At 68.8% G+C, this 20,782-nt stretch carries 20 protein-coding genes; 16 read left to right on the forward strand and 4 right to left on the reverse strand.

The genetic code is table 11. The features are described from left to right. The first annotated feature begins 50 nt into the window (after positions 1-50). Positions 51-350 (forward strand): DUF4193 domain-containing protein, encoded by a 300-nt coding sequence (locus ASE12_RS01430; protein ID WP_056213481.1) that lies wholly within the window; start codon positions 51-53, stop codon positions 348-350. On the opposite strand, the gene ASE12_RS01435 is transcribed toward ASE12_RS01430, so the two are convergent. After that, positions 325-771 carry a DUF4235 domain-containing protein gene (locus ASE12_RS01435; RefSeq protein WP_056396004.1) on the reverse strand — a complete coding sequence of 149 codons (447 nt, stop codon included), beginning with the start codon at positions 769-771 and terminating at the stop codon, positions 325-327. The two genes, ASE12_RS01430 and ASE12_RS01435, sit on opposite strands and share 26 nt — an antisense overlap. Next, on the reverse strand, positions 752-1,258 hold the full coding sequence (locus ASE12_RS01440) for a DUF3093 domain-containing protein (RefSeq protein WP_056396007.1): 507 nt from the start codon (positions 1,256-1,258) through the stop codon (positions 752-754). Before ASE12_RS01440 ends, ASE12_RS01435 begins: the two co-directional genes overlap by 20 nt. A 54-nt stretch (positions 1,259-1,312) precedes the next feature. Between ASE12_RS01440 and dut the strand changes: the two genes are divergently transcribed. Genes dut through ASE12_RS01460 form a run of 4 tightly spaced genes read left to right on the forward strand, consistent with a single transcriptional unit; the run spans position 1,313 to position 3,404 of the window. Further along, the gene (dut, locus tag ASE12_RS01445) at positions 1,313-1,780 is read left to right on the forward strand and encodes a dUTP diphosphatase (RefSeq protein WP_056396011.1); all 468 of its coding nucleotides are present in this window, start codon (positions 1,313-1,315) and stop codon (positions 1,778-1,780) included. After that, entirely contained in the window at positions 1,780-2,409 is a 630-nt protein-coding gene (locus ASE12_RS01450) for a DUF3710 domain-containing protein (RefSeq protein ID WP_056396013.1), read from the forward strand. The genes dut and ASE12_RS01450 overlap by 1 nt, the downstream gene beginning before the upstream one ends. Positions 2,410-2,418: 9 nt before the next feature. Continuing rightward, a complete protein-coding gene (locus ASE12_RS01455) occupies positions 2,419-2,769 on the forward strand; it encodes an OB-fold nucleic acid binding domain-containing protein (RefSeq protein ID WP_056213490.1) in 351 nt (116 codons plus the stop codon). Then, positions 2,766-3,404, forward strand: coding sequence for a DUF3159 domain-containing protein (locus ASE12_RS01460; RefSeq protein ID WP_056396016.1), 639 nt, complete (start codon positions 2,766-2,768; stop codon positions 3,402-3,404). The genes ASE12_RS01455 and ASE12_RS01460 overlap by 4 nt, the downstream gene beginning before the upstream one ends. A 2-nt stretch (positions 3,405-3,406) precedes the next feature. On the opposite strand, the gene ASE12_RS01465 is transcribed toward ASE12_RS01460, so the two are convergent. Both ASE12_RS01465 and ASE12_RS01470 read right to left on the reverse strand, forming a co-directional pair. Beyond that, positions 3,407-4,069, reverse strand: a complete 663-nt coding sequence (locus ASE12_RS01465; RefSeq protein WP_056213494.1) for a TrkA family potassium uptake protein — start codon at positions 4,067-4,069, stop codon at positions 3,407-3,409. After that, positions 4,069-4,731 (reverse strand): TrkA family potassium uptake protein, encoded by a 663-nt coding sequence (locus ASE12_RS01470; protein ID WP_056396023.1) that lies wholly within the window; start codon positions 4,729-4,731, stop codon positions 4,069-4,071. The genes ASE12_RS01465 and ASE12_RS01470 overlap by 1 nt, the downstream gene beginning before the upstream one ends. Before the next feature lie 69 nt (positions 4,732-4,800). Between ASE12_RS01470 and ASE12_RS01475 the strand changes: the two genes are divergently transcribed. The 11 genes from ASE12_RS01475 (at position 4,801) to arr (ending at position 20,720) form a co-directional block, all read left to right on the forward strand. Continuing rightward, entirely contained in the window at positions 4,801-6,813 is a 2,013-nt protein-coding gene (locus ASE12_RS01475; protein WP_056396025.1) for an APC family permease, read from the forward strand. Then, positions 6,810-8,015, forward strand: coding sequence for a class I SAM-dependent RNA methyltransferase (locus tag ASE12_RS01480; RefSeq protein ID WP_056396028.1), 1,206 nt, complete (start codon positions 6,810-6,812; stop codon positions 8,013-8,015). Before ASE12_RS01475 ends, ASE12_RS01480 begins: the two co-directional genes overlap by 4 nt. Before the next feature lie 21 nt (positions 8,016-8,036). Further along, positions 8,037-10,685 (forward strand): SCO7613 C-terminal domain-containing membrane protein, encoded by a 2,649-nt coding sequence (locus ASE12_RS01485; protein ID WP_056396031.1) that lies wholly within the window; start codon positions 8,037-8,039, stop codon positions 10,683-10,685. Positions 10,686-10,693: 8 nt separating this feature from the next. Continuing rightward, positions 10,694-11,380, forward strand: a complete 687-nt coding sequence (locus ASE12_RS01490; RefSeq protein WP_056396034.1) for an RDD family protein — start codon at positions 10,694-10,696, stop codon at positions 11,378-11,380. 138 nt (positions 11,381-11,518) lie between these two features. After that, complete coding sequence (locus tag ASE12_RS01495) at positions 11,519-14,314, forward strand: aconitate hydratase (protein ID WP_200954943.1); 2,796 nt, start codon at positions 11,519-11,521, stop codon at positions 14,312-14,314. A 238-nt stretch (positions 14,315-14,552) separates the two neighbouring features. Then, the gene (locus tag ASE12_RS01500; protein WP_200954944.1) at positions 14,553-15,602 is read left to right on the forward strand and encodes a sugar ABC transporter substrate-binding protein; all 1,050 of its coding nucleotides are present in this window, start codon (positions 14,553-14,555) and stop codon (positions 15,600-15,602) included. Positions 15,603-15,703: 101 nt separating this feature from the next. Continuing rightward, positions 15,704-16,480: an ATP-binding cassette domain-containing protein gene (locus ASE12_RS01505; protein ID WP_056396040.1), complete on the forward strand. Its 777-nt coding sequence runs from the start codon at positions 15,704-15,706 to the stop codon at positions 16,478-16,480. Positions 16,481-16,494: 14 nt separating this feature from the next. Next, on the forward strand, positions 16,495-17,757 hold the full coding sequence (locus tag ASE12_RS01510) for a sugar ABC transporter permease (RefSeq protein ID WP_056396043.1): 1,263 nt from the start codon (positions 16,495-16,497) through the stop codon (positions 17,755-17,757). A gap of 128 nt (positions 17,758-17,885) precedes the next feature. After that, positions 17,886-18,983, forward strand: a complete 1,098-nt coding sequence (locus tag ASE12_RS01515) for an ROK family protein (protein ID WP_056396046.1) — start codon at positions 17,886-17,888, stop codon at positions 18,981-18,983. Positions 18,984-19,101: 118 nt separating this feature from the next. Beyond that, positions 19,102-20,250 carry a hypothetical protein gene (locus ASE12_RS01520; RefSeq protein ID WP_082582015.1) on the forward strand — a complete coding sequence of 383 codons (1,149 nt, stop codon included), beginning with the start codon at positions 19,102-19,104 and terminating at the stop codon, positions 20,248-20,250. Between the two features lie 59 nt (positions 20,251-20,309). Further along, positions 20,310-20,720, forward strand: coding sequence for an NAD(+)--rifampin ADP-ribosyltransferase (arr, locus tag ASE12_RS01525; protein ID WP_056396052.1), 411 nt, complete (start codon positions 20,310-20,312; stop codon positions 20,718-20,720). Positions 20,721-20,782: the final 62 nt, after the last annotated feature.

A 20,782-nucleotide genomic window follows, 5' to 3' on the forward strand; every position in this document is an offset into this window, starting at 1 on the left:
TGGGGCGTGTGGCACAATCACGCCGGTTGTTCCGCACAAAGGGAGATTTGATGGCTACCGATTACGACGCACCGCGCAAGACCGAGGAAGAGCAGTCCGAGGACAGCATCGAGGAGCTCAAGGCGCGTCGGCACGAGAAGAGCTCGGGCAAGGTCGACGAGGACGAGACCGAGGCTGCCGAGAACTTCGAGCTGCCCGGTGCGGACCTGTCACACGAAGAGCTCGCGGTCCAGGTCGTGCCCAAGCAGCTCGACGAGTTCACCTGCTCGTCCTGCTTCCTGGTGCACCACCGCAGCCAGCTGGCATCAGAGAAGAACGGCGTCCTCATCTGCCGCGATTGCGCCTACTGACCTTCTTCTTGGTCGAACGTTCGGGAGCCGGATCCGCAAGGACCGGCTCCTTTGCGTTGTCCGGGGCCGAGTTCTCCAAGGGCTTCATGCCTGGCGGCAGGTGACCGGTCGACTTGACCCAGTAGGTCGCGGTGCCACGGCGCACGCCGACCTTGACGAGCTCGATGATCGCCCCACCGACGACCGCCCACGCGACGGCCTCGCCCGTGGTGACGTCAGGATGGCGACCGCTGCTCGGCGGCTTCTTGCCGGTCACGGCGCGCCACGCGAGCACGGAGGCCCGCTGGGCCAGCAGGCCCGCGACGATCGACGAGCCACGGTCCATGAGCTTCCACGCGCCCTTGCCGGGCGCTTTGGTCTTGGGCGTGGTGGTGGCCTCGGCGAGGAGCTGCTCTGCGTGCTTAGCCTTCTTCTTCGCCACGGGGCGGGTCTCCGTTCAGGTCGTGCGCCGGTGTGGCCGGCGCCTTCTCAGTGTGGCCCAGAGCAGCGGCGAGCGCGTCCGGATGGCGGCTCGACACGACCCAGTAGGGCGTGGGGTCGCTGTCGTCGGCGAGCGGGATGAGCACACCGCGATCGATGTAGGGGCGGGTCACGAGGTAGGCCCGGGCGTCAGCCTGGGTCCCGAGGCGCAGCCGGTAGTCGGCGCGGTGCAGCGGCTCGACCGAGCCAAGGTGCGCACGGTCGATCGACGCACGGCCGACGCGCAGGCTGTCGGCATCGACCGAGATCAGCAGCGCGCCGTAGCGCCACACGAGGTAGAGGCCGGGACCAGCGACGATGAGAGTCGTGACGATGGCGATGGGCCACGTCGTCGCGACCAGCATGATCCAGCCCCAGGCAGCGGCGAACACGATCGCGGCCAGCCACCAGGAAGCGGGCGCGGTCAGTCGTTCGCGGTACGTCGTCACGGTTCAACCTTGCCTCATGCCGGCCGGCGCTCCGACGCAGGTAGGGTCGCTGCCATGTTCGAGGTCGCCGTCACACGTCTGGATCCGGGAGTGCCGCTCCCGACGTACGCGCATCCCGGCGATGCCGGCGCCGACCTCGTGACGACGATCGACGTCGAGCTCGCTCCCGGCGAGCGCGCGCTGGTCCCGACCGGCATCGCGGTCGCCCTGCCCGAGGGCCTTGCTGCATTCGTGCACCCGCGCTCCGGGCTCGCTCTGCGTCACGGCCTGTCGATCGTCAACACCCCCGGCACGATCGATGCGGGCTACCGTGGAGAGATCAAGGTCCTCCTGGTCAACCACGACCCCCGCGAGTCCGTACGTCTGACGCGCGGTGATCGGGTCGCGCAGCTGGTGATCCAGCGGGTCGAGCGCGTGGCATTCGCGGAAGCGGAGTCGCTGCCCGACTCGGCGCGGGGAGCCGGAGGGTACGGTTCGACCGGCGGTCACGCGATCGCCGAGCCCCAGGGGGAGAGAAGCTGATGGTGCGCCGACGCAAGCAGGAGCAGTCGCAGGAGGACGTCGAGCCCGAGGAGACCGCGCCCGACGTACGCGCGAACGGTCCGTGGGACATCACGGAGAAGACGCCCGACGGCGACCGGTCCTACATCGACCTGGGTCCGTTGCTCGTGCGCGCCCGCGACGCGTACTCGATCCAGCTCCCGGCCGAAGGCGAGGAGGGGCAGATCGCCTCAGCCGTCCTCGTCGCCGAGGACTCCGCCCTCGAGCTGCGCGCCTTCGCCGCGACGCGCTCCGGCGGGCTGTGGGACGAGGTCCGCGACGACCTGATCCTCGAGGTCGCCCGGTTGAACGGGGAGTGCGAGCAGGTCGACGGCCCGTTCGGGCCGGAGCTGCGGGTCACCGTGCCGGTCGACCTGCCTGACAACGAGAAGGGCTTCCAGCCCAGTCGCATCGTCGCCGTCGAGGGACCGCGATGGCTGCTGCGTGGCACGTTCCTGGGCGAGGTCGCGCTCAACCCGAGCGACGACGGACCGCTGATGGACGCGTTCCGCGACGTCATCGTCGTACGCGGCATCGAGGCTCGGATCCCGCGGGAAGCGTTGTTGCTCACACTGCCCGAGAACGCCGTCGCGACCCCGGACGAGGAGTAGAATTTCAGTATGGGACGCATCAGCAGGACCCTTGAAAGACTCTCGACCGAGAACATCGAGGCCGAGGAGCTGCAGAGCGACGCCGCCAAGGCCGGCTGCAAGCTCATCGCCTCCCAGGCGGACCGCTCCGTGGTGACGATCCACGGTGTCCTGCGCTCCGTCACGCTGCGTCCCGTCGACGGGGTGACGGCCCTCGAGGCCGAGCTCTACGACGGCTCGGACTGCGTCACCCTCATCTGGCTCGGCCGCCGCAAGATCGAGGGCGTGGCCGCAGGCCGGCAGCTCAAGGCGTACGGGCGCATCGGCATGCGCAACGGCACCCGCGTGATCTACAACCCACGTTACGAACTCGAGGCATGACCGACCAGGCTGCCACGGTCGAAGCAGTCGTTCGCTCGCAGCTCGCCAAGGCGTTCGGCGGGCGCCGGGGGATCGTCGAGGGTGCTGTCCCGACGGCGCTGTTCACGGTGTCGTGGATCATCACGCACGACCTGCGTACGTCGCTGACGATCAGCGTCGGCGCTGCAGTCCTGCTGCTCCTGGTACGCGTCGTCCAGCGCTCGACGATCCAGTTCGTCTTCAACGCCCTGTTCGGCATCGGTATCGCGGCGTTCATCGCCTCACGGACCGGCGAAGCGCGTGACGTGTTCCTGCCGGGCATCCTGCTCAACGCCGGGACCGGCGCCATCATGATCGTGTCCATCGCCGTCGGCTGGCCCTTGGTGGGTTTCCTGATCGGCAGCGCCACCGGTGACCCCACGGCCTGGCACGACGACCGCGGACTGGTCAAGCTCTGCACCAGGCTGACCTGGGTGCTCGTCACCCCCAACATCATCCGCGTGGCGATCCAGGGACCGCTGTGGGCGACGGATCACGTCGCCCTGCTGGGCTCGGCGAAGCTCGCGCTCGGCTGGCCCCTCTACGTCGCGTCCTTCGCCGTCATGGCGTGGATGCTCGGCCGCGACCGCACTCCCGTCGAGCCGGACGGGGCCTGAGCTCAGCCCTTGGGGGAGAGCAGCTCGCCGAGGTGGTCCTCGGCCTCTTCGGGAGTCACGAACAGCAGCTCGTCGCCGGACTCCAGCGAACGGTCCGCGTCCGGCGTCTGGATCGCGTTGTCCCGCAGGATCGCCACGAGGACGACGTCGTCGGGCCACGGCACCTCACCGACGCGCTTGCCGACGTAGGGGGAGTCCTCGGGCATCGTGAGCTCGACGAGGTTGGTGTTGCTCTGGCGGAACGTGAACAGGCGCACCAGGTCGCCGACCGAGACCGCCTCCTCGACGAGGGCCGACATGATGCGGGGAGTCGAGACCGAGACGTCGACGCCCCACGACTCGCTGAACAGCCACTCGTTGCTCGGGTGGTTGACGCGGCCGACGGTGCGGGGGACGGCGAACTCGGTCTTGGCCAGCAAGGAGATGACGAGGTTGGCCTTGTCGTCGCCGGTCGACGCGATGACGACGTCGCACGACTCGAGCTGCGCCTCCTCCAGGGACGACAGCTCGCACGCGTCGGCGAGCAGCCACTGGGCCTCCGGCACGGCGTCGGCTCGGATCGATGCGGGGGACTTGTCGATCAGCAGCACGGTGTGGCCGTTGTCGATGAGCTCTTGGGCGACGGAGCGGCCGACGGCGCCGGCTCCCGCGATCACGACGCGCATCAGTCGTCCTCCGGTCCGGCCTCGAGGGCGGCAAGTGCGGCGCTGGCGTGGTCCTCGCGCATGAACAGGCTCAAGTAGTCGCCCTCCTGGATGACCGTGTCCGGGGTGGCGATGACACCGGTGCCGAGGCGGCGGAGGAAGGCGACGCGTACGCCGGCGGCGTCCTCGAGCTCGGAGATCTTGCGGCTGATCCACGGGTTGGGCGCGTAGACCTGGTCGAGGCGGACCTCACCGGTCTGGTCGCGCCACGCCGGCTCGGTGCCGGCCGGGACCAGGCGACGCAGGACCTGGTCGGCAGCCCAGGGGACCGTGGCGACGGTGGGTACGCCGAGGCGTTCGTAGACCTCGGCGCGGCCCGGGTCGTAGATGCGGGCGACGACGTTCTCGACCTTGAACTGCTCGCGGGCGACACGCGCGGAGATGATGTTGGAGTTGTCGCCGCTCGAGACCGCGGCGAACGCGTCGGCGTGCTCGATGCCGGCCTTGATCAGGACATCGCGGTCGAATCCCATGCCGGTGACCGTGATCCCGCTGAAACCCGGGCCCAGGCGGCGGAAAGCGTCCGGGTTGGAGTCGATGACGGCCGTGGTGTGGCCGCGCTCCTCGAGGCTGCGGGTGAGGGTCGAGCCGACTCGGCCGCAGCCCATGATCACGATGTGCACGCAGGCGACGCTACACCGCGTCGGGACGGGCCGCGCAAAGACTCAGTGTGAGGTCTAGCATCGTCTCTCGTGGGAATCACCGAGGTCGCCAAGCGTGCGCTGGTCGGCCGCAAGCTCCGCAGCACCCAGCTCGGTGAGACTCTGCTCCCGAAGCGGATCGCGCTGCCGGTCTTCGCGAGCGATGCACTGTCGTCCGTCGCCTACGCGCCCGACGAGATCTTCCTGACGCTTTCGCTCGGCGGGCTGTCGGCGTACGCGTTCAACTGGAAGATCGGCATCGCCGTCGCCTGCGTCATGGCGGTCGTGGTGATGTCCTACCGGCAGAACGTGCACGCCTATCCGAGTGGTGGCGGCGACTACGAGGTCGCGACGGTCAACCTGGGACCCACCGCCGGCCTGACCGTCGGCAGCGCGCTCCTCGTCGACTACGTCCTCACGGTCGCCGTCTCGATCTCCTCGGGAGTGCAGAACGCGGCGTCGGCGCTGCCGTGGCTCAACGGGCACGAGGCGACCGCTGCGTCAGTGCTCGTCTTCGTCCTGATGGCGATGAACCTGCGTGGCACCAAGGAGTCGGGCAAGGCGTTCGCCGTGCCGACCTACCTGTTCATGATCGCGATCATCCTGATGGGGCTGTGGGGCTACCTGCGCTACCTGACCGGCGACCTGCCGGACGCGGAGAGCGCGAAGTACTCCATCTCGCCGGAGGGCCAGTTCGAGAACGGCTTCACCGGCGTCGCCATGGTGTTCCTGCTCGCCCGCGCGTTCTCGTCGGGCTGCACCGCGCTGACCGGCATCGAGGCGATCAGCAACGGCGTGCCCGCGTTCAAGAAGCCCAAGAGCAAGAACGCTGCGACGACCCTGCTGCTGCTGGGCTCGATCGCCATCACGATGCTGATGAGCATCGTCGTGCTCGCCGACCTGATGAAGCTGCACTACGTCGAGGACCCCGCTCGTCAGCTGCTCAAGGCCGACGGCACCGCCGTGGGCAAGAGCTACGAGCAGAACACCGTGATCGGCCAGCTGGCCAAGTCGCTCTACAGCGACTTCACCCCGCTCTTCTACTTCACGATCGCCTGCACCGGCATCATCCTCGTGCTGGCCGCCAACACGGCGTTCAACGGCTTCCCGGTGCTGGGCTCGATCCTGGCCCGCGACGGCTTCCTGCCCCGCCAGCTCGACACCCGCGGCGACCGGCTCACGTTCAGCAACGGCATCATCCTGCTGGCGGTCGCGGCGGTGGCGCTGATCCAGGCGTACGACGCCGAGGTCACCAGGCTCATCCAGCTCTACATCGTCGGCGTGTTCGTCTCGTTCAACCTCAGCCAGCTCGGCATGATCCGGCACTGGAACCGTCATCTTCGTACGGAGCAGGACCCCGCCGAACGCTCCCGCATGAAGCGGTCCCGGGTCGTCAACTCGATCGGCCTGGGCATGACGGCGACGGTGCTGGTCATCGTGCTGATCACCAAGTTCCTCGCCGGCGCGTGGATCGCGATCGTGGCGATGATCGCGATCTTCCTGCTGATGCGAGGCATCGGCCGGCACTACGACCGGGTCTCCGCCGAGCTCGCGATCGACGACTCCGACGTCGCGCTGCCCGCCCGGGTGCACGCGATCGTCCTGGTCAGCAAGCTGCACAAGCCGACGATGCGGGCCCTGTCGTACGCCCGGGTGTCGCGGCCCAACTCGCTCGAGGCGCTGACCGTGGAGTTCGATCCCGCGGAGACCGAGGCGTTGATGAAGCAGTGGGAGGACCTCGAGATCCCGATCCCGCTCAAGGTCGTCAACTCGCCCTACCGCGAGCTCGTGCGCCCCGTGATCCGCTACGTCAAGGAGCTCCGCAAGTCGAGCCCCCGCGACATCATCACGGTCTACATCCCCGAGTACGTCGTCGGGAAGTGGTGGGAGCAGCTGTTGCACAACCAGACCGCCCTGCGCCTCAAGGGCCGCCTGCTGTTCATGCCCGGCGTCATGGTGACGAGCGTGCCCTATCAGCTCAGCTCCGCCGGCCGCGCCAAGAAGCGGCTCGCCCGCAGCCGTCCGGCACCGGGTGACATCCGCCGCGGCTTCCGCGACCGATGACCGACCCGATCGTCGACGTCGGACCGGTCGCCCACGGCGGGCACTGCGTCGCCCGCCTCGACGGGCAGGTCGTGTTCGTCCGTCACACGCTGCCGGGCGAGCGCGTACGCATCCACATCACCGAGCGTTCGAAGACGTTCCTGCGGGCCGACGCCGTCGAGGTCATCGAGGCTGCGCCGGGCCGGGTCGAGGCGCCGTGCCCGTACGCGGGACCGGGCAGGTGCGGCGGCTGCGACTTCCAGCACGTCGACCCGGCGACCCAGCGCGACCTGCTGGGCGACGTCGTACGCGAGCAGCTCCGCCGGCTCGCCGGCATCACGTGGGACGGCGAGGTCGAGGCCGTCGAGCCGGAGGCGTTCGACTGGCGTACGCGCATGCAGTTCGCGGTCGACGACGAGGGCCGGCCCGGGCTGCGCAAGCACCGGTCGCACGAGATCGTCCCGGTCGACCGCTGCCTGATCGCCCACCCCGACCTGCCGGAAGTGCTCGGTCGTACGTGGGACGCCGAGTCGGTCGAGGCCATCGTGTCGTCGACCGGCGACACGCTCCTCGTCACCGACGCCTCGATCCCGGACGACGTCGAGGCGGCCGTCGACGGCGTCGTGGCGGTCGACGGCACCGTGCGTGGCGGACGAGGTGCTGTGACCGAGCGCGTCCTCGCCGCCGACTTCCGGGTGTCCGGCTCGGGCTTCTGGCAGGTGCACCCTGACGCGGCGGCGACGCTCGTCGACGCGGTCATCGAGGCCGCAGACGTGACCGCCGGTGACACGGTGCTCGACCTCTATGCCGGGGTCGGCCTCTTCACGACGTTCATCGCCGACGAGGCCGGAGAGGAGGGCGTCGTCCTCAGCGTCGAGTCCGACCGCGGCGCGTCCCGCGACGCCCGCCGCAACCTGCACGACTTCCCCCAGGTCAGGCTGGTCGGCGAGACCGTCGAACGTGCGCTCCGCAACGGGTCGCTGGGGGAGTCGGCCGACGTCGTCGTGCTGGATCCACCGCGTACCGGCGCCAAGAAGGCCGTCGCCGGCATCGTCGACCTCGCCCCGAGGCGCGTCGTCTACGTCGCCTGCGATCCGGCGGCCCTGGCCCGCGACCTGGCCTCGTTCGCCGCACGCGGCTACGCCCTCGAAGGTCTTCGAGCGTTCGCGTTGTTCCCGATGACGCACCACGTGGAATGCGTGGCGGTGCTTGTGCGGGAGTGAGGGTCAGGACACAGTGAGGCCATGCGCTTCGCAGACCCGCAAGCCTGTCCGGACTGTCGCGGCGCAATCGCCGGTCAGTCGACGTGCCCGCACTGCGGCCTCGACCTGACGTCTGCCGAGGTCCGCCAGCTGTGGCAGACGCTCCTGCAGGCCGATGAGCTCCTGGCGCGCGCGGCCCAGAAGCGGGACCGCTCGGTGCTGGCGCCTCCGCCGCCGAGAGCAGCCGATCCGTTCGCGGCACCTGAGGCAGCCCCACCACCTGCGCAACCCACCGTGCCGCCGGCACCGCCGGTCGTGCCACCTTCGCCGCAGGCACCGACCCCGCCGCGCGCACCGACCACGCCGCCCGCGGCCGGAACGCTGCCGACCTATCCGCAGGCCAGGCCCGCGCCGGCTGACGACGCCCTCGGCGGGTTCCTGCAGACCGGGCAGCTCCAGACCGGGCAGCGCCCGGCGCCCCGGCAGTGGTCGGTCGGCACGATCCTGCTGACGCTCGGCGCGTTCGGCCTGATCGTCGCCGGATTCATCTTCGTGACCCGGTCATGGGGCGACCTGGGGCTGGTCGGCCGGACGCTCGTGCTGCTCGGCGTGACCGCTGCGTTCGCGGCCCTCGGCGTCTGGGTCACTCGCCGGACGTTGCGTGCGTCGGCGGAAGCCGTGTGGACCGTCGTCCTGGCCCTGCTGACGCTGGACTTCTTCGCGGCCCGTCACGAGGGCATGCTCGGCCTCGATGGCATGGACGTCGCGTGGGCCTGGGTGGTCTGGGGTGTCGTGCTCGTCGGCCTGGGCATCGGCATCGGACTGTTCGCCCGCGCGTCGCTCAAGGCCGACCTGCTCTCAACCGCACTCGCAGGCGGCCTCGGCATCACGATCGCGGGCATTGGAGCGGCCAACGTCCCAGTCGACGGCCCGGTCGACTGGGACCTGCCCTGGCGGTCGATCCTCGCCTTGGTCGTCGCCGGCCTGCTCGCGCTCACGACCCGCCCCGCGGGCATACGTCCGCTGACGATCACCGCGCGAGTCGTGGTGGCCGCGTTCTTCGCCTGGTCGTACGTCGTGGCGCTGATCGGCCTCGTCGACCACCCGACGGTCGACGAGCTCGTGGGGGACGGGCACGGCTTGCCGCTGGTCCTCATGGCCGCCGCTGCGGTTGTCATCGCCTGGCTGGTTGCCCCCGTACGCATCTGGGCCGTGGCGTTGGCGGTCTTCGCGGTGTGCGCGCTCGTCGCGGTCCCATCGGGTGACGCGTGGCGGCCGGAGGGTGCCTGGTTGGCGATCGCGGGGCTCGCCGCGGTGCTCGCCGTCGCCGCCTCGCGGGGCGCGTCCGACTGGGCCAAGGGTCTGCGGGTCGGCGCGATTCCCGTCGTCGCCGGCGTCGTGCTCCTGCACCTGGGCCTGCTCGTCGACGTGTTCAACGCGATCGGCACCGGGTTCGACGACGCGTGGAACGGGTCCTGGGACGGTCGGCTGGAGACCGCGTGGGCTGAGGACACTGCGGCCTGGGTCGTCGTGCCGATGGTCGTCGGTCTCCTTATCGTCGCGTGGTTCGTCCCGCGCTGGCCCGAGCTCAAGGCGAGCCGCGCGCAGGCGTTCTCGTCGGTCGCGGCCGCGCTCGCCCTGGGCGCTCTCGTCGCGGTGGTCGAGGCCCGGTTGGCGTTGTGGGCGGCCGTGGCAGTGCTGCTGGTCGTCGCCACAGCCCTCCTCGCTGCCCACGTCCGGAGCCTCGGAGCCCTCGCCGGTCCCGCGGCAGCGGTGCTCGCCGGCTTCGCCGCCGCACTCGCCGCTCCCAACCAGGGCGTGTCGGTCTCGGCGTGGATCGCCGGCGCTCTGGTGCTCGGTGGGCTGGCGTACGCCAAGGGTCCTGTGTGGGCCCGGCAGGTGTACGCCGTCGCCGGCGTCCTCGCGGTCGTCGCCGGCCTTGCGGCCGCGGCCGACCTGCTCGACCCGCCGGAGGCGGTCCCAGTCCTCGTCGGGGTCGTCGTGTCGTTGGCTCTCGTCGCCGCGGCCGGGACGCTGCTGCGCGAGCACCCCGTACGCCTCGGGGTCGAGGCAGCGTCGGCCGTCACGATGTTCGTCGCCCTGGTCTCCGAGGGTTCGGCGTCCGAGGCCGCCGTCCGGTGGACGATCGCCGGCGTCGTGGTGATCGGCCTGAGCTTCGTCGTGCCGGATCGCCGGTGGTACCTGTGGCCCGGTGGGGCCGCGCTCGCCGTCGCGTACGTCCTGCTCCTCGTGGACAACGGCTTCTCGTTCGTCGAGGCCTACACGCTGCCGTTCGGTGCGATCGGCCTGGCGGTCGGTCTCTACTTCGTCCGCAAGCGTCCCGACACGGAGACCTGGCTGCTGCTCGGCCCCGGGCTGACCCTCGCTCTCGTGCCGAGCGTCCCGCAGGCGCTGGCCGACCCGACGGACCTGCGCGCGCTGCTGCTCGGACTCGGCGCGGCCGCGGCGCTGGCGCTCGGCATCCGCTTCAGCTGGCAGGCGCCCTTCGTCTTCGGCGTCACGATCCTCGCCCTGCTGGTGTTGTTCAACATCGGCCCGTACGCCAATGCGGCTCCCCGTGTGGTGCTGATCGCGGGGGTCAGCGTCGTCCTGCTCGGATTCGGAATCACGTGGGAGGACCGTGTCAGGGACGGCCGCAAGCTCGTCGGATACGTACGATCGATGCGTTAGGAGTCGTCATGGCCGACTACAGGACGATCAAGCAGCTGCGGCGTGAAGCGCTCGGGCACGACGCGTTGCTGTTCAGCGCTGCGTTCTCTGCCGGTGCGTTGCTCTACTTCCTCGGCCGGGCGGTCCGCGAGGCCGTGTCGGACGGCGGCAGCGCCGACTTCTGGACCATCAGCCTCTCCGACGACCTGATCCTCAGCGGGCTGATCGCGGGGGAGCTGTTCCTGATCTGGAACAACGGACTGCGTCAGGGCCTGCGCGGCCACAGCATCGGCAAGCACCGTGTCGGCCTCGCGGTCGTCGACGTGGGTGACGAGGCGCCCACCGGCGCCGGCCGGGGGATCCTGCGTGGCCTGATCATGGCGGTGCTGCTCGACCTTGCCGTCGCGGCGATCCCGATCGGCCTGCCGACGACGTTCCGGAGGCTGACGCCCGACAGCTGGCACTTCGGCGGGGCGGCCTATCTCGCGCTCATCGTCCTGGTCGTGCCGCTGCTGCTCTCGAGCGACCGTGGCTTCGCCGATCGCATCGCGCGCACCAAGGTCGTACGCGCGACCGGTGCCGGAGCGCGGACCACCGAGGGGCGCCAGCGGATCCTCACCGCGGTGGACGTCGCCGGCGTGGTGGGCCTGCTCGGCGTCGCGATCACGTACATCGCCTACTACTCGCCGCTCCTGAAGTTCCCCGACCCGTTCTGACCGCGCGTCGAGGTGCCAGACGTCTCGACATCATGTATCTTGATGTCAAGAGACATTCCGCACGAGGTTAGGACGACCTGACCGTGCGTTGCGCAGCGATGCTGGGCAGGATGGAAGACGACGCGAAGGAGAATGACGATGGCCGTCGACAGCTTTGGATCGAAGGACTCCCTCACAGTCGGGGACTCCACGTACGACTACTACCGCCTCGACGCGGTGACGGGCGACGGACTCGACGTCTCGACCCTCCCGTTCAGCCTCAAGGTGCTCCTCGAGTCGCTGCTCCGCACCGAGGACGGCGCCGACATCACCAAGGCCGACATCGAGGCGCTGGCCGGCTGGGACGCCAACGCCGATCCCAGCAAGGAGATCCAGTTCACTCCTGCCCGTGTGATCATGCAGGACTTCACCGGCGTCCCGTGTGTCGTCGACCTCGCCACGATGCGTGAGGCCATGGCCGACCTGGGCGGCGACGCCACCAAGATCAACCCGCTCGCACCGGCCGAGATGGTCATCGACCACTCCGTCATCGCCGACGTCTTCGGCACGCCCGAGGCGTTCGAGCGCAACGTCGAGATCGAGTACGAGCGCAACCGCGAGCGCTACCAGTTCCTTCGCTGGGGCCAAGGCGCGTTCGACGACTTCAAGGTCGTCCCGCCGGGCACCGGCATCGTGCACCAGGTCAACATCGAGAAGCTGGCGCGCGTCGTGTTCGACAAGAACGGCACGGTCTACCCCGACTCGTGCGTCGGCACCGACTCGCACACCACGATGGTCAACGGCCTGGGCGTCGTCGGCTGGGGTGTCGGCGGCATCGAGGCCGAGGCGGCGATGCTCGGCCAGCCAATCAGCATGCTGATCCCGCGTGTGGTCGGCTTCAAGCTCTCCGGCGAGCTGCCCGAGGGCGCCACCGCCACCGACCTCGTCCTCGTCATCACCGAGATGCTCCGTGAGCACGGGGTCGTCGGCAAGTTCGTCGAGTTCTACGGCTCGGGCGTGGGTGCGGTGCCGCTGGCCAACCGCGCCACGATCGGCAACATGAGCCCGGAGTACGGCTCGACGATCGCGGTCTTCCCGATCGACGACGAGACCACCAAGTACCTCCGCCTGACGGGTCGCACCGACGACGAGATCGCCCTCGTCGAGGCCTACGCCAAGGCGCAGGGCCTGTGGCACGACGCCGACAAGGAGCCGCGCTACTCCGAGTACCTGGAGCTCGACCTCGGCGACGTCGTCCCGTCGATCGCCGGCCCCAAGCGTCCCCAGGACCGGGTGTCGCTGACCGACAGCAAGCAGTCGTTCCGCGGTGCCCTCGCGGCGTACGTCGATGCTGACGCGGACGCCGTCGCAGGCGAGTGGGACGAGTCGCTGGAGGAGTCGTTCCCGGCCTCCGACCCGCCGTCCAACGAGCACGCAGACGGCCAGACGCCCGCTCGTGACTACCTGAGCTGCGCGCCCGCCGACGGTGGCCGCCCGAGCAACCCGCAGGAGGTCACCCTCGAGGACGGCACGAAGTTCGTGCTCGACCACGGCGCCGTGACCATCGCGGCGATCACCTCCTGCACCAACACGTCCAACCCCTCAGTCATGATCGGCGCCGGTCTGCTGGCCAAGAAGGCCGTCGAGAAGGGCCTGCAGCGCAAGCCGTGGGTCAAGACGACGCTGGCTCCCGGGTCGAAGGTCGTCACGGACTACTACGAGAAGTCCGGGCTCAACGTCTACCTCGACAAGCTGGGGTTCAACCTGGTCGGTTACGGCTGCACCACCTGCATCGGCAACTCCGGACCGCTGATCCCCGAGGTCAGCCAGGCCGTCAACGACGGTGACCTCGCGGTCACCGCGGTGCTGTCGGGCAACCGCAACTTCGAGGGACGCATCAACCCCGACATCAAGATGAACTACCTCGCGTCGCCGCCGCTGGTGATCGCGTACGCCTTGGCCGGCTCGATGGATGTCGACCTCTACGCCGAGCCGCTCGGCCAGGACGCCGACGGCAACGACGTGTTCATGAAGGACATCTGGCCGACGCCGCAGGAGATCGAGGGCGTCATCGCGACCTCGATCGACTCCGACACGTTCAGCCGCGAGTACGCCGACGTGTTCGCCGGTGACGAGCGCTGGCAGAACCTGCCGACGCCCGACGGCGACGTGTTCGAGTGGGACCCCGAGTCGACCTACGTCCGCAAGGCGCCCTACTTCGACGGCATGGACCGTGAGCCGTCGCCGGTCGAGGAGGTCACGGGTGCCCGCGTGCTGCTCAAGCTCGGCGACTCGGTCACGACCGACCACATCAGCCCCGCAGGTGCGATCAAGAAGGACAGCCCCGCGGGCAAGTACCTGTCGGAGCACGGCATCGAGCCGCGCGACTTCAACTCGTACGGGTCACGTCGCGGCAACCACGAGGTCATGATCCGCGGCACGTTCGCCAACATCCGCCTGCGCAACCAGATGGCGCCCGGCACCGAGGGCGGCTTCACGCGCAACCTCATCGACGGTGGCGAGGTCACCAGCGTGTTCGAGGCGTCCGAGGCCTACCAGGCCGCCGGCGTCCCGCTGGTCGTCCTGTCGGGCAAGGAGTACGGCTCCGGGTCGTCGCGCGACTGGGCCGCCAAGGGCACGGCGCTGCTGGGTGTCAAGGTCGTCATCGCCGAGTCCTACGAGCGCATCCACCGGTCCAACCTGATCGGCATGGGCGTCCTCCCGCTGCAGTACCCGGAGGGCCAGAACGCCGAGTCGCTCGGGCTGACGGGGGAGGAGACGTTCGACTTCTCCGGCATCACGAAGCTCAACGACGGCGAGACGCCGCGCACGGTGCACGTGAAGGCCGGCGACGTCGAGTTCGACGCCGTCGTACGCATCGACACGCCCGGCGAAGCCAACTACTACCGCAACGGCGGCATCATGCCGTACGTGCTGCGCAGCCTGCTCGACTGAGCAAAGCCGCAGGTCAGGGGCATCGCCGACTCGGCGGTGCCCCTGCTGCGTCGTGGGGTCACCGTCCTGTAACCAATTTGTTGTCGCAACCGCTGGACGTGACCCCCATCACCGTATACGTTGTGGCAAACAACAAACGCGTCACGTGGACGAAATAATGTCGGCCCCGGCGCACTACTGGAGGAAATAGGAGGCGGTCTGTGTGAAGCGGACACGCAATCTCGTACTTGTAGGAATCATGGGTGCGAGCCTCGCGCTCAGCGCCTGCGGTGGCAGCAGCGACAGCAGTGACGGCGGAGGTGGCAGCAAGGACAAGGCCGGCAAGATCGGCGTCATCCTGCCCGACACCAAGTCCTCGGTCCGCTGGGAAAGCGCCGACCGTCCGGCCCTCAAGAAGGCGTTCGACGCTGCTGGAGTCAAGTACGACATCCAGAACGCCGAGGGTGACGCCGACAAGATGGCCACCATCGCCGACGGCATGATCACCGACGGCGTGACGGTCCTCGCGATCGTCAACCTCGACTCGGACTCGGGTGCCGCGATCGAGGCCAAGGCCAAGAAGCAGGGCGTCAAGACGATCGACTACGACCGCCTGACGCTGGGTGGCTCGGCCGACGTCTACATCTCCTACGACAACAGCAAGGTCGGTGCCCTTCAGGGTGAAGGCCTCGCCAAGTGCCTGGGCGACAAGCCGGCGAACCTGATCTATCTCAACGGTTCGCCGACCGACAACAACGCGACGCTGTTCTCGCAGGGTGCGCACAGCGTGCTCGACAAGATCTCGAACTACAAGAAGGTCGCTGAGCAGGCCGTCCCGGACTGGGACAACGACAAGGCCGTCACGATCTTCGAGCAGCTCTACACGCGCGTCGACGGCAAGGTCGACGGCGTCTACGCGGCCAACGACGGCCTCGCGGGCGGCGTCATCTCGATCCTCAAGAAGAACGGCCAGAACGGCAAGGTCCCGGTCACGGGCCAGGACGCCACGGTCGAGGGTCTGCAGAACATCCTCACGGGTGACCAGTGCATGACGATCCAGAAGTCCGCCACGGGTCAGGCCGGCGCGCTCGCCAAGGCAGCGATTGCCATGGCCAAGGGCGACAAGGCCGAGACCACGGGCACCGTCAAGGACGACACGGGCAAGCGTGACGTCCCGGCGATCCTTCTGGACCCGGTCGCGATCGACAAGTCGAACGTCAAGGCTGTCATCGATTCCGGCGACATGAAGGCCTCCGATCTGTGCACCGGCAAGTACGCCAAGCTGTGCACCGCGGCTGGCATTAGCTGATTGCTGAGGGTGCGGTCCTCCGGGCAACGTCCGGAGGGCCGCACCCGATGCTGTCTTCGCACCACCCCATCTCGGACCCTGCACCCCCCGAAAGGCTCACCATGAGCGAATCGACCCCCCTCCTCGAGCTCCGAGGAATCAACAAGAGCTTCGGTGTGGCCCACGTCCTCCACGACGTCGACCTCGCCATCTATCCCGGACAGGTCACCGCACTCGTCGGTGACAACGGCGCCGGCAAGTCCACGCTCGTCAAGTGCCTGGCGGGCATCTACCCGATCGACACCGGCGAGTACGTCTTCGAGGGCAAGCCCGTCTCGGTCCACGGACCCAAGGACGCCGGTGCCCTCGGCATCGAGGTCGTCTACCAGGACCTCGCCCTGTGCGAGAACCTCGACATCGTCGAGAACATGTTCCTCGGCCGCGAGAAGAAGAACGGCCTCGTCCTCGACGAGACCACGATGGAGTCCAAGGCGCGCGAGGCGCTGACCTCGCTGTCGGTCCGCACCGTCAAGTCCGTGCGCCAGAGCGTGGCCAGCCTCTCCGGTGGCCAGCGGCAGACCGTCGCGATCGCCAAGTCGGTGCTGTGGAACTCGCGTGTCGTGCTCCTCGACGAGCCGACCGCTGCTCTCGGTGTCGCGCAGACGCGTCAGGTGCTGGATCTCGTACGCCGCCTCGCCGACTCCGGCGTGGGCGTCCTGCTGATCTCGCACAACCTGACCGACGTCTTCGAGGTCGCTGACCGCATCACGGCGCTCTACCTCGGCCGGGTTGCTGCCGACGTCGCCACCAAGGACGTCACGTCCCGCCAGGTCGTCGAGCTGATCACGACCGGACACTCATCCGACCTCGACGCCTCGGCGTCCTCCACCACGGTCTGACCGGGAGATCTCACATGACTGACATCATCACTGAATCAGAAGAGGCGGGCTTCGCGTCCGACCTCACGCAGTCCACCACGCTGGGCGAGTCCGTCCAGGCGTACATCAGCCGTGTGCGCGGCGGTGACATGGGCGCGCTGCCGTCCGTGTTCGGCCTCGTCGTGCTGTTCATCGTGTTCGGCTTCGCCAACGACCGGTTCCTGTCGAACCTCAACATGGCCAACCTGATCACGCAGGCCGGACCGATCATCATCCTCGCGATGGCACTCGTGCCGGTCCTGCTGCTGGGCGAGATCGACCTGTCCGCAGGCGTCGCCGGAGGTGTGGCGGCCTGTGTCATGGGTGTGCTCATGGTCAAGCACGACCAGCCGTGGGGCCTCGCGGTGCTCGCCGCACTGGCGACAGGCGCCGTGATCGGCATCGTCATCGGTGTGATCGTGGCGAAGCTCGGGATCCCGTCCTTCGTGGTGACCCTGGCGTTCTTCCTCGGCCTCCAGGGCGTGACCTTGAAGCTCATCGGCGAGGGCGGATCCGTCCGGATCAACCAGGAAGTCATCGCCGGCATCGCCAACAACAACATGAGCGTCGCGGCCGGCTGGATCGTCGCCGTGGCCGTCATCGCGGCCTATGCCGTCCTGGCACTCCTGCGCCACAGGCAGAAGGTCGAGCGAGGTCTGCAGCACCAGCCGTTCGCGGTCGTGGTCGCCCAGATCATCGCCCTTGGCGCCGTGATGCTCGGCGTGACGTTCGTCCTCAACCAGAACCGCAGCGTCAACCCGAACTTCCCGATCCAGGGCATCCCTTACGTCCTGCCGATGATCGTCGTGCTCCTGATCCTGTGGACCTTCGCGCTCGGCCGGACGACCTGGGGCCGGCACGTCTATGCCGTCGGTGGCAACCCCGAGGCTGCACGTCGCGCCGGCATCAGCGTCGATCGCATCCGCATCTCGGTGTTCATGGCGTGCTCGACGATGGCGGCGCTGAGCCTCATCGTCCAGGCGTCCGTCAGTGGCAAGGTCTCGTCCTCGTCGGGTGCCGGCAACGCTCTGCTGTACGCAGTGGGCGCGGCCGTCATCGGCGGCACGAGCCTGTTCGGCGGCAAGGGCAAGGCCCGCGACGCCGTGACCGGTGGTCTGGTGATCGCCACGATCGCCAACGGGCTCGGCCTGCTCAACCAGGCGTCGTGGATCAACTTCGTCGTGACCGGAGGCGTGCTGCTCCTGGCGGCCAGCGTTGACGCGATCTCGCGCAGGCGACGTTCGGCGACAGGTCTCTAGTCATGGCAACAGCCGGACGCTCGGGGGTCGGCACGAATCAGGAGGACGTCCGCCGGCACAATCTCGGGACAGCTCTCGGGCATGTGCATCGCGCGGGCCGAATCTCTCGTGCCGAGCTGACGGCTCGGATGGGTCTCAACCGCAGCACGATCGCGGGTCTGGTGGCCGAGCTGGAGTCCCTGGGGTTGGCCGATCAGGCCAAGCCTTCGGGGACCCGGATCGGCGCCGGACGCCCGTCGGTCGACGTCAAGGCCCGCACGGGCGCGTACGTCCTGGCGGTCGACCTGCGGGTCGACGGTCTGACGGTCGCCCGTGTGGGACTCGGGGGAGTCGTACGCGCTCGGGCCACCGGTCCCGTACCGGCTGACCACGACCCGTACGCCATCGCCGACTCCGTCGTCGACCTCATGCGACTCGTCGTCCGCGACGTCGAGCCCAACGCCGCACTCGTCGGCGTCGGGCTCGGCGTGCCGGGCATCATCCGCGGCGACGACGGGCTCGTACGCCTGGCGCCCAACCTCGGCTGGCACGACGTGCCGTTCACCAAGATCCTGTCCGAACGGCTGGGTCCGATCGCCATGCCGGTCCTGGGCAACGACGCCGACCTCGGTGCCCTCGCCGAGCACCTCCGTGGTGCCGGTGTCGGTGTCGACGACCTGGTCTACCTGTCCGGCGAGGTCGGCGTGGGTGCCGGCGTCATCGTCGGCGGCCGCAAGCTCGAAGGCGCCGGCGGCTACGCCGGCGAGATCGGCCACATGCCGTTCCTGCCTGAAGGCAAGCTGTGCCACTGCGGTGCGCGCGGCTGCTGGGAGACCGAGATCGGCGCTCCCGCGATCGCCCTCGCCGTCGGCTGTCCTGCTGAGCAGGTCGGCGCGCTGGGGGAGTTCCTCGAGGGCGTTCATGACGCCACGCCTGACCTCCGCATCGTCGGACGCCACCTCGGTCGCGGCCTCGCGGGTGCGGTCAACCTGCTCAACCCTCGCGTCATCGTGCTCGGCGGCTACCTGCGTTCCTTATTTCCGCTCGTACGCGAGGACGTCGACGCCGAGCTCCAGGTGCACGGCCTGGCCGCCCCGCGCGAGCAGGTTCTGGTGACCCTGCCGGGCCTCGGCGGTGACTCGGTGCTCCACGGTGCCGCGGAGCTCGCCTTCGAGCCTCTGCTCGCCGACCCGGTCGGCCGCCTTGCCGACGCCTGCCTCGACGTCGATTCCGCGCTCGCGGGCTGACTCGTCAGTCGAGGCGGCTGCCGCCCGGCTCGTGAACCGAAGAATCTCGACGCACGACTCGCGGACGTACGGGCTGTCTCCTAGCATCCTTCTCAGGCGTATTGGAGGGGGATTCTTGATGAGGGCAGTCGTGCGGCTCGCAGGAGCGCTGATGGTCGTCGCAGCGATGTCGATGGCGACAGACGGACCAGCGGAGGCGGCTGCCCCGCAATGGTCGACCATCGCGGCCGGTGAGAATCACAGCTGCGCCATCCGCTCCGATGCGTCGCTCTACTGCTGGGGCTACGGCGCCGATGGTGCGCTGGGGGACGGAACCATCCTGGCGCACAACGAGCCTAAGAGAATCGGCCGGTTCGCCCAGTGGCGAAGCGTGGCCGTGGCGCTCCGTCACTCCTGCGCCATCACGACGTCAGGTGCGCTGTACTGCTGGGGTTCCAACGACGACTACCAGCTCGGAGACGGCTCGCAGACCGCTCATCTCACGCCGACACGAGTTGGCACGTCCACCAAGTGGACCAGCGTGACAGCCGGCAATGAGCACACGTGCGCGAGGCACGCGACAGGATCCATCTACTGCTGGGGCGACAACCATTACGGACAGATCGGGATCGGCGACCACTTCGACCGGACCACGCCTGCCAGGGTCGGGACGTCGACGAGCTGGGTGAGTGTTCGGGCGAGCGCCGTCCGTACGTGCGCCGTCCATGCGTCCGGCGCGCTCTACTGCTGGGGATACAACCGTTCAGGTGAGCTTGGCGACGGCACCACCACTGACCGCTTCACACCGACCAGGGTCGTCTCGTCACCAGGCTGGGCCGGCGTGGCGATCGGCAAGAACCACACGTGCGCTGTGCGCACGTCAGGCTCGCTGTACTGCTGGGGTTTCAACGGATACGGCCAGCTCGGCAACGGGACGGTCCAGGACCGCATCCGGCCCGCTCGGGTGGGCGGCTCCTCGGGCTGGACGAGTGTCGCGGCCGGGGACTACGACACGTGCGCACGGCAGCGTTCCGGCTCCGTGTACTGCTGGGGAGACAATCGATCAGGACAGCTCGGCGACGGCACCACGTCCGAACGCCACGTGCCCAGGAAGGTCGGTGTCTCGACCGACCTGCACGGCCTTTGGATCGGGGCTGCCTCGGGGTGCGCGCTCAAGTCGACGGGCAACGCGTACTGCTGGGGCTGGAACGGATGGGGCCAGCTCGGGACTGGCGATCGATTGGATCGCAAGCTGCCTACGAAGGTGAGTGCGGCTGCCCCGAGCTGAGCTTTCCGCCCTCGCGGGCTGACTCGGGCGCCGGCAGCTGGTGTGCCTAGGCTGGGCCCATGGGTGATGTGCTGGACGAGGGGCCGTTCTTCCACGGGACCAAGGCCGACCTCAGGGTGGGCGATCTGCTGACCGCGGGATACCGGTCCAACTATCGGCCCGAAGTGGTGATGAACCACATCTACTTCACCGCGTTGTCCGACGGCGCCGGCCTGGCCGCAGAGCTCGCGGCAGGCGACGGTGAGCCGCGGGTGTACGTCGTCGAGCCGACCGGGTCGTTCGAGAACGATCCGAACGTCACCGACAAGAAGTTCCCCGGCAACCCCACTCGTTCCTACCGGAGCCGCGAGCCGCTGAGAGTCGTCGACGAGAAGCTCGACTGGAAGCGCCTGACGCCGGAGGAGCTCCAGGGGTGGCGCGACCGGTTGGCGGCGATCCTCGCGGATGAACGCGGCGAGATCATCAACTGACGCGCTGCGCCCTTAGATAGGGAGTCGCGCCCGATGTCCAGGAGCTCTGGCGCTCCTAGCGT

It is taken from the genome of Aeromicrobium sp. Root236 (assembly GCF_001428805.1).
Classification (GTDB): Bacteria; Actinomycetota; Actinomycetes; order Propionibacteriales; family Nocardioidaceae; genus Aeromicrobium.

Excerpts from the sequence above, each read along its gene's own strand:
- ASE12_RS01430 (WP_056213481.1), top strand. The coding sequence starts at position 51 with ATGGCTACCGATTACGACGCACCGCGCAAGACCGAGGAAGAGCAGTCC.
- arr (WP_056396052.1), top strand. The coding sequence starts at position 20,310 with ATGGGTGATGTGCTGGACGAGGGGCCGTTCTTCCACGGGACCAAGGCC.
- ASE12_RS01495 (WP_200954943.1), top strand. The coding sequence starts at position 11,519 with ATGGCCGTCGACAGCTTTGGATCGAAGGACTCCCTCACAGTCGGGGAC.
- dut (WP_056396011.1), top strand. The coding sequence starts at position 1,313 with ATGTTCGAGGTCGCCGTCACACGTCTGGATCCGGGAGTGCCGCTCCCG.
- ASE12_RS01460 (WP_056396016.1), top strand. The coding sequence starts at position 2,766 with ATGACCGACCAGGCTGCCACGGTCGAAGCAGTCGTTCGCTCGCAGCTC.
- ASE12_RS01465 (WP_056213494.1), bottom strand. The coding sequence starts at position 4,069 with ATGCGCGTCGTGATCGCGGGAGCCGGCGCCGTCGGCCGCTCCGTCGCC.
- ASE12_RS01500 (WP_200954944.1), top strand. The coding sequence starts at position 14,553 with ATGGGTGCGAGCCTCGCGCTCAGCGCCTGCGGTGGCAGCAGCGACAGC.
- ASE12_RS01450 (WP_056396013.1), top strand. The coding sequence starts at position 1,780 with ATGGTGCGCCGACGCAAGCAGGAGCAGTCGCAGGAGGACGTCGAGCCC.
- ASE12_RS01510 (WP_056396043.1), top strand. The coding sequence starts at position 16,495 with ATGACTGACATCATCACTGAATCAGAAGAGGCGGGCTTCGCGTCCGAC.
- ASE12_RS01490 (WP_056396034.1), top strand. The coding sequence starts at position 10,694 with ATGGCCGACTACAGGACGATCAAGCAGCTGCGGCGTGAAGCGCTCGGG.
- ASE12_RS01480 (WP_056396028.1), top strand. The coding sequence starts at position 6,810 with ATGACCGACCCGATCGTCGACGTCGGACCGGTCGCCCACGGCGGGCAC.
- ASE12_RS01455 (WP_056213490.1), top strand. The coding sequence starts at position 2,419 with ATGGGACGCATCAGCAGGACCCTTGAAAGACTCTCGACCGAGAACATC.
- ASE12_RS01515 (WP_056396046.1), top strand. The coding sequence starts at position 17,886 with ATGGGTCTCAACCGCAGCACGATCGCGGGTCTGGTGGCCGAGCTGGAG.
- ASE12_RS01505 (WP_056396040.1), top strand. The coding sequence starts at position 15,704 with ATGAGCGAATCGACCCCCCTCCTCGAGCTCCGAGGAATCAACAAGAGC.
- ASE12_RS01520 (WP_082582015.1), top strand. The coding sequence starts at position 19,102 with ATGAGGGCAGTCGTGCGGCTCGCAGGAGCGCTGATGGTCGTCGCAGCG.
- ASE12_RS01485 (WP_056396031.1), top strand. The coding sequence starts at position 8,037 with ATGCGCTTCGCAGACCCGCAAGCCTGTCCGGACTGTCGCGGCGCAATC.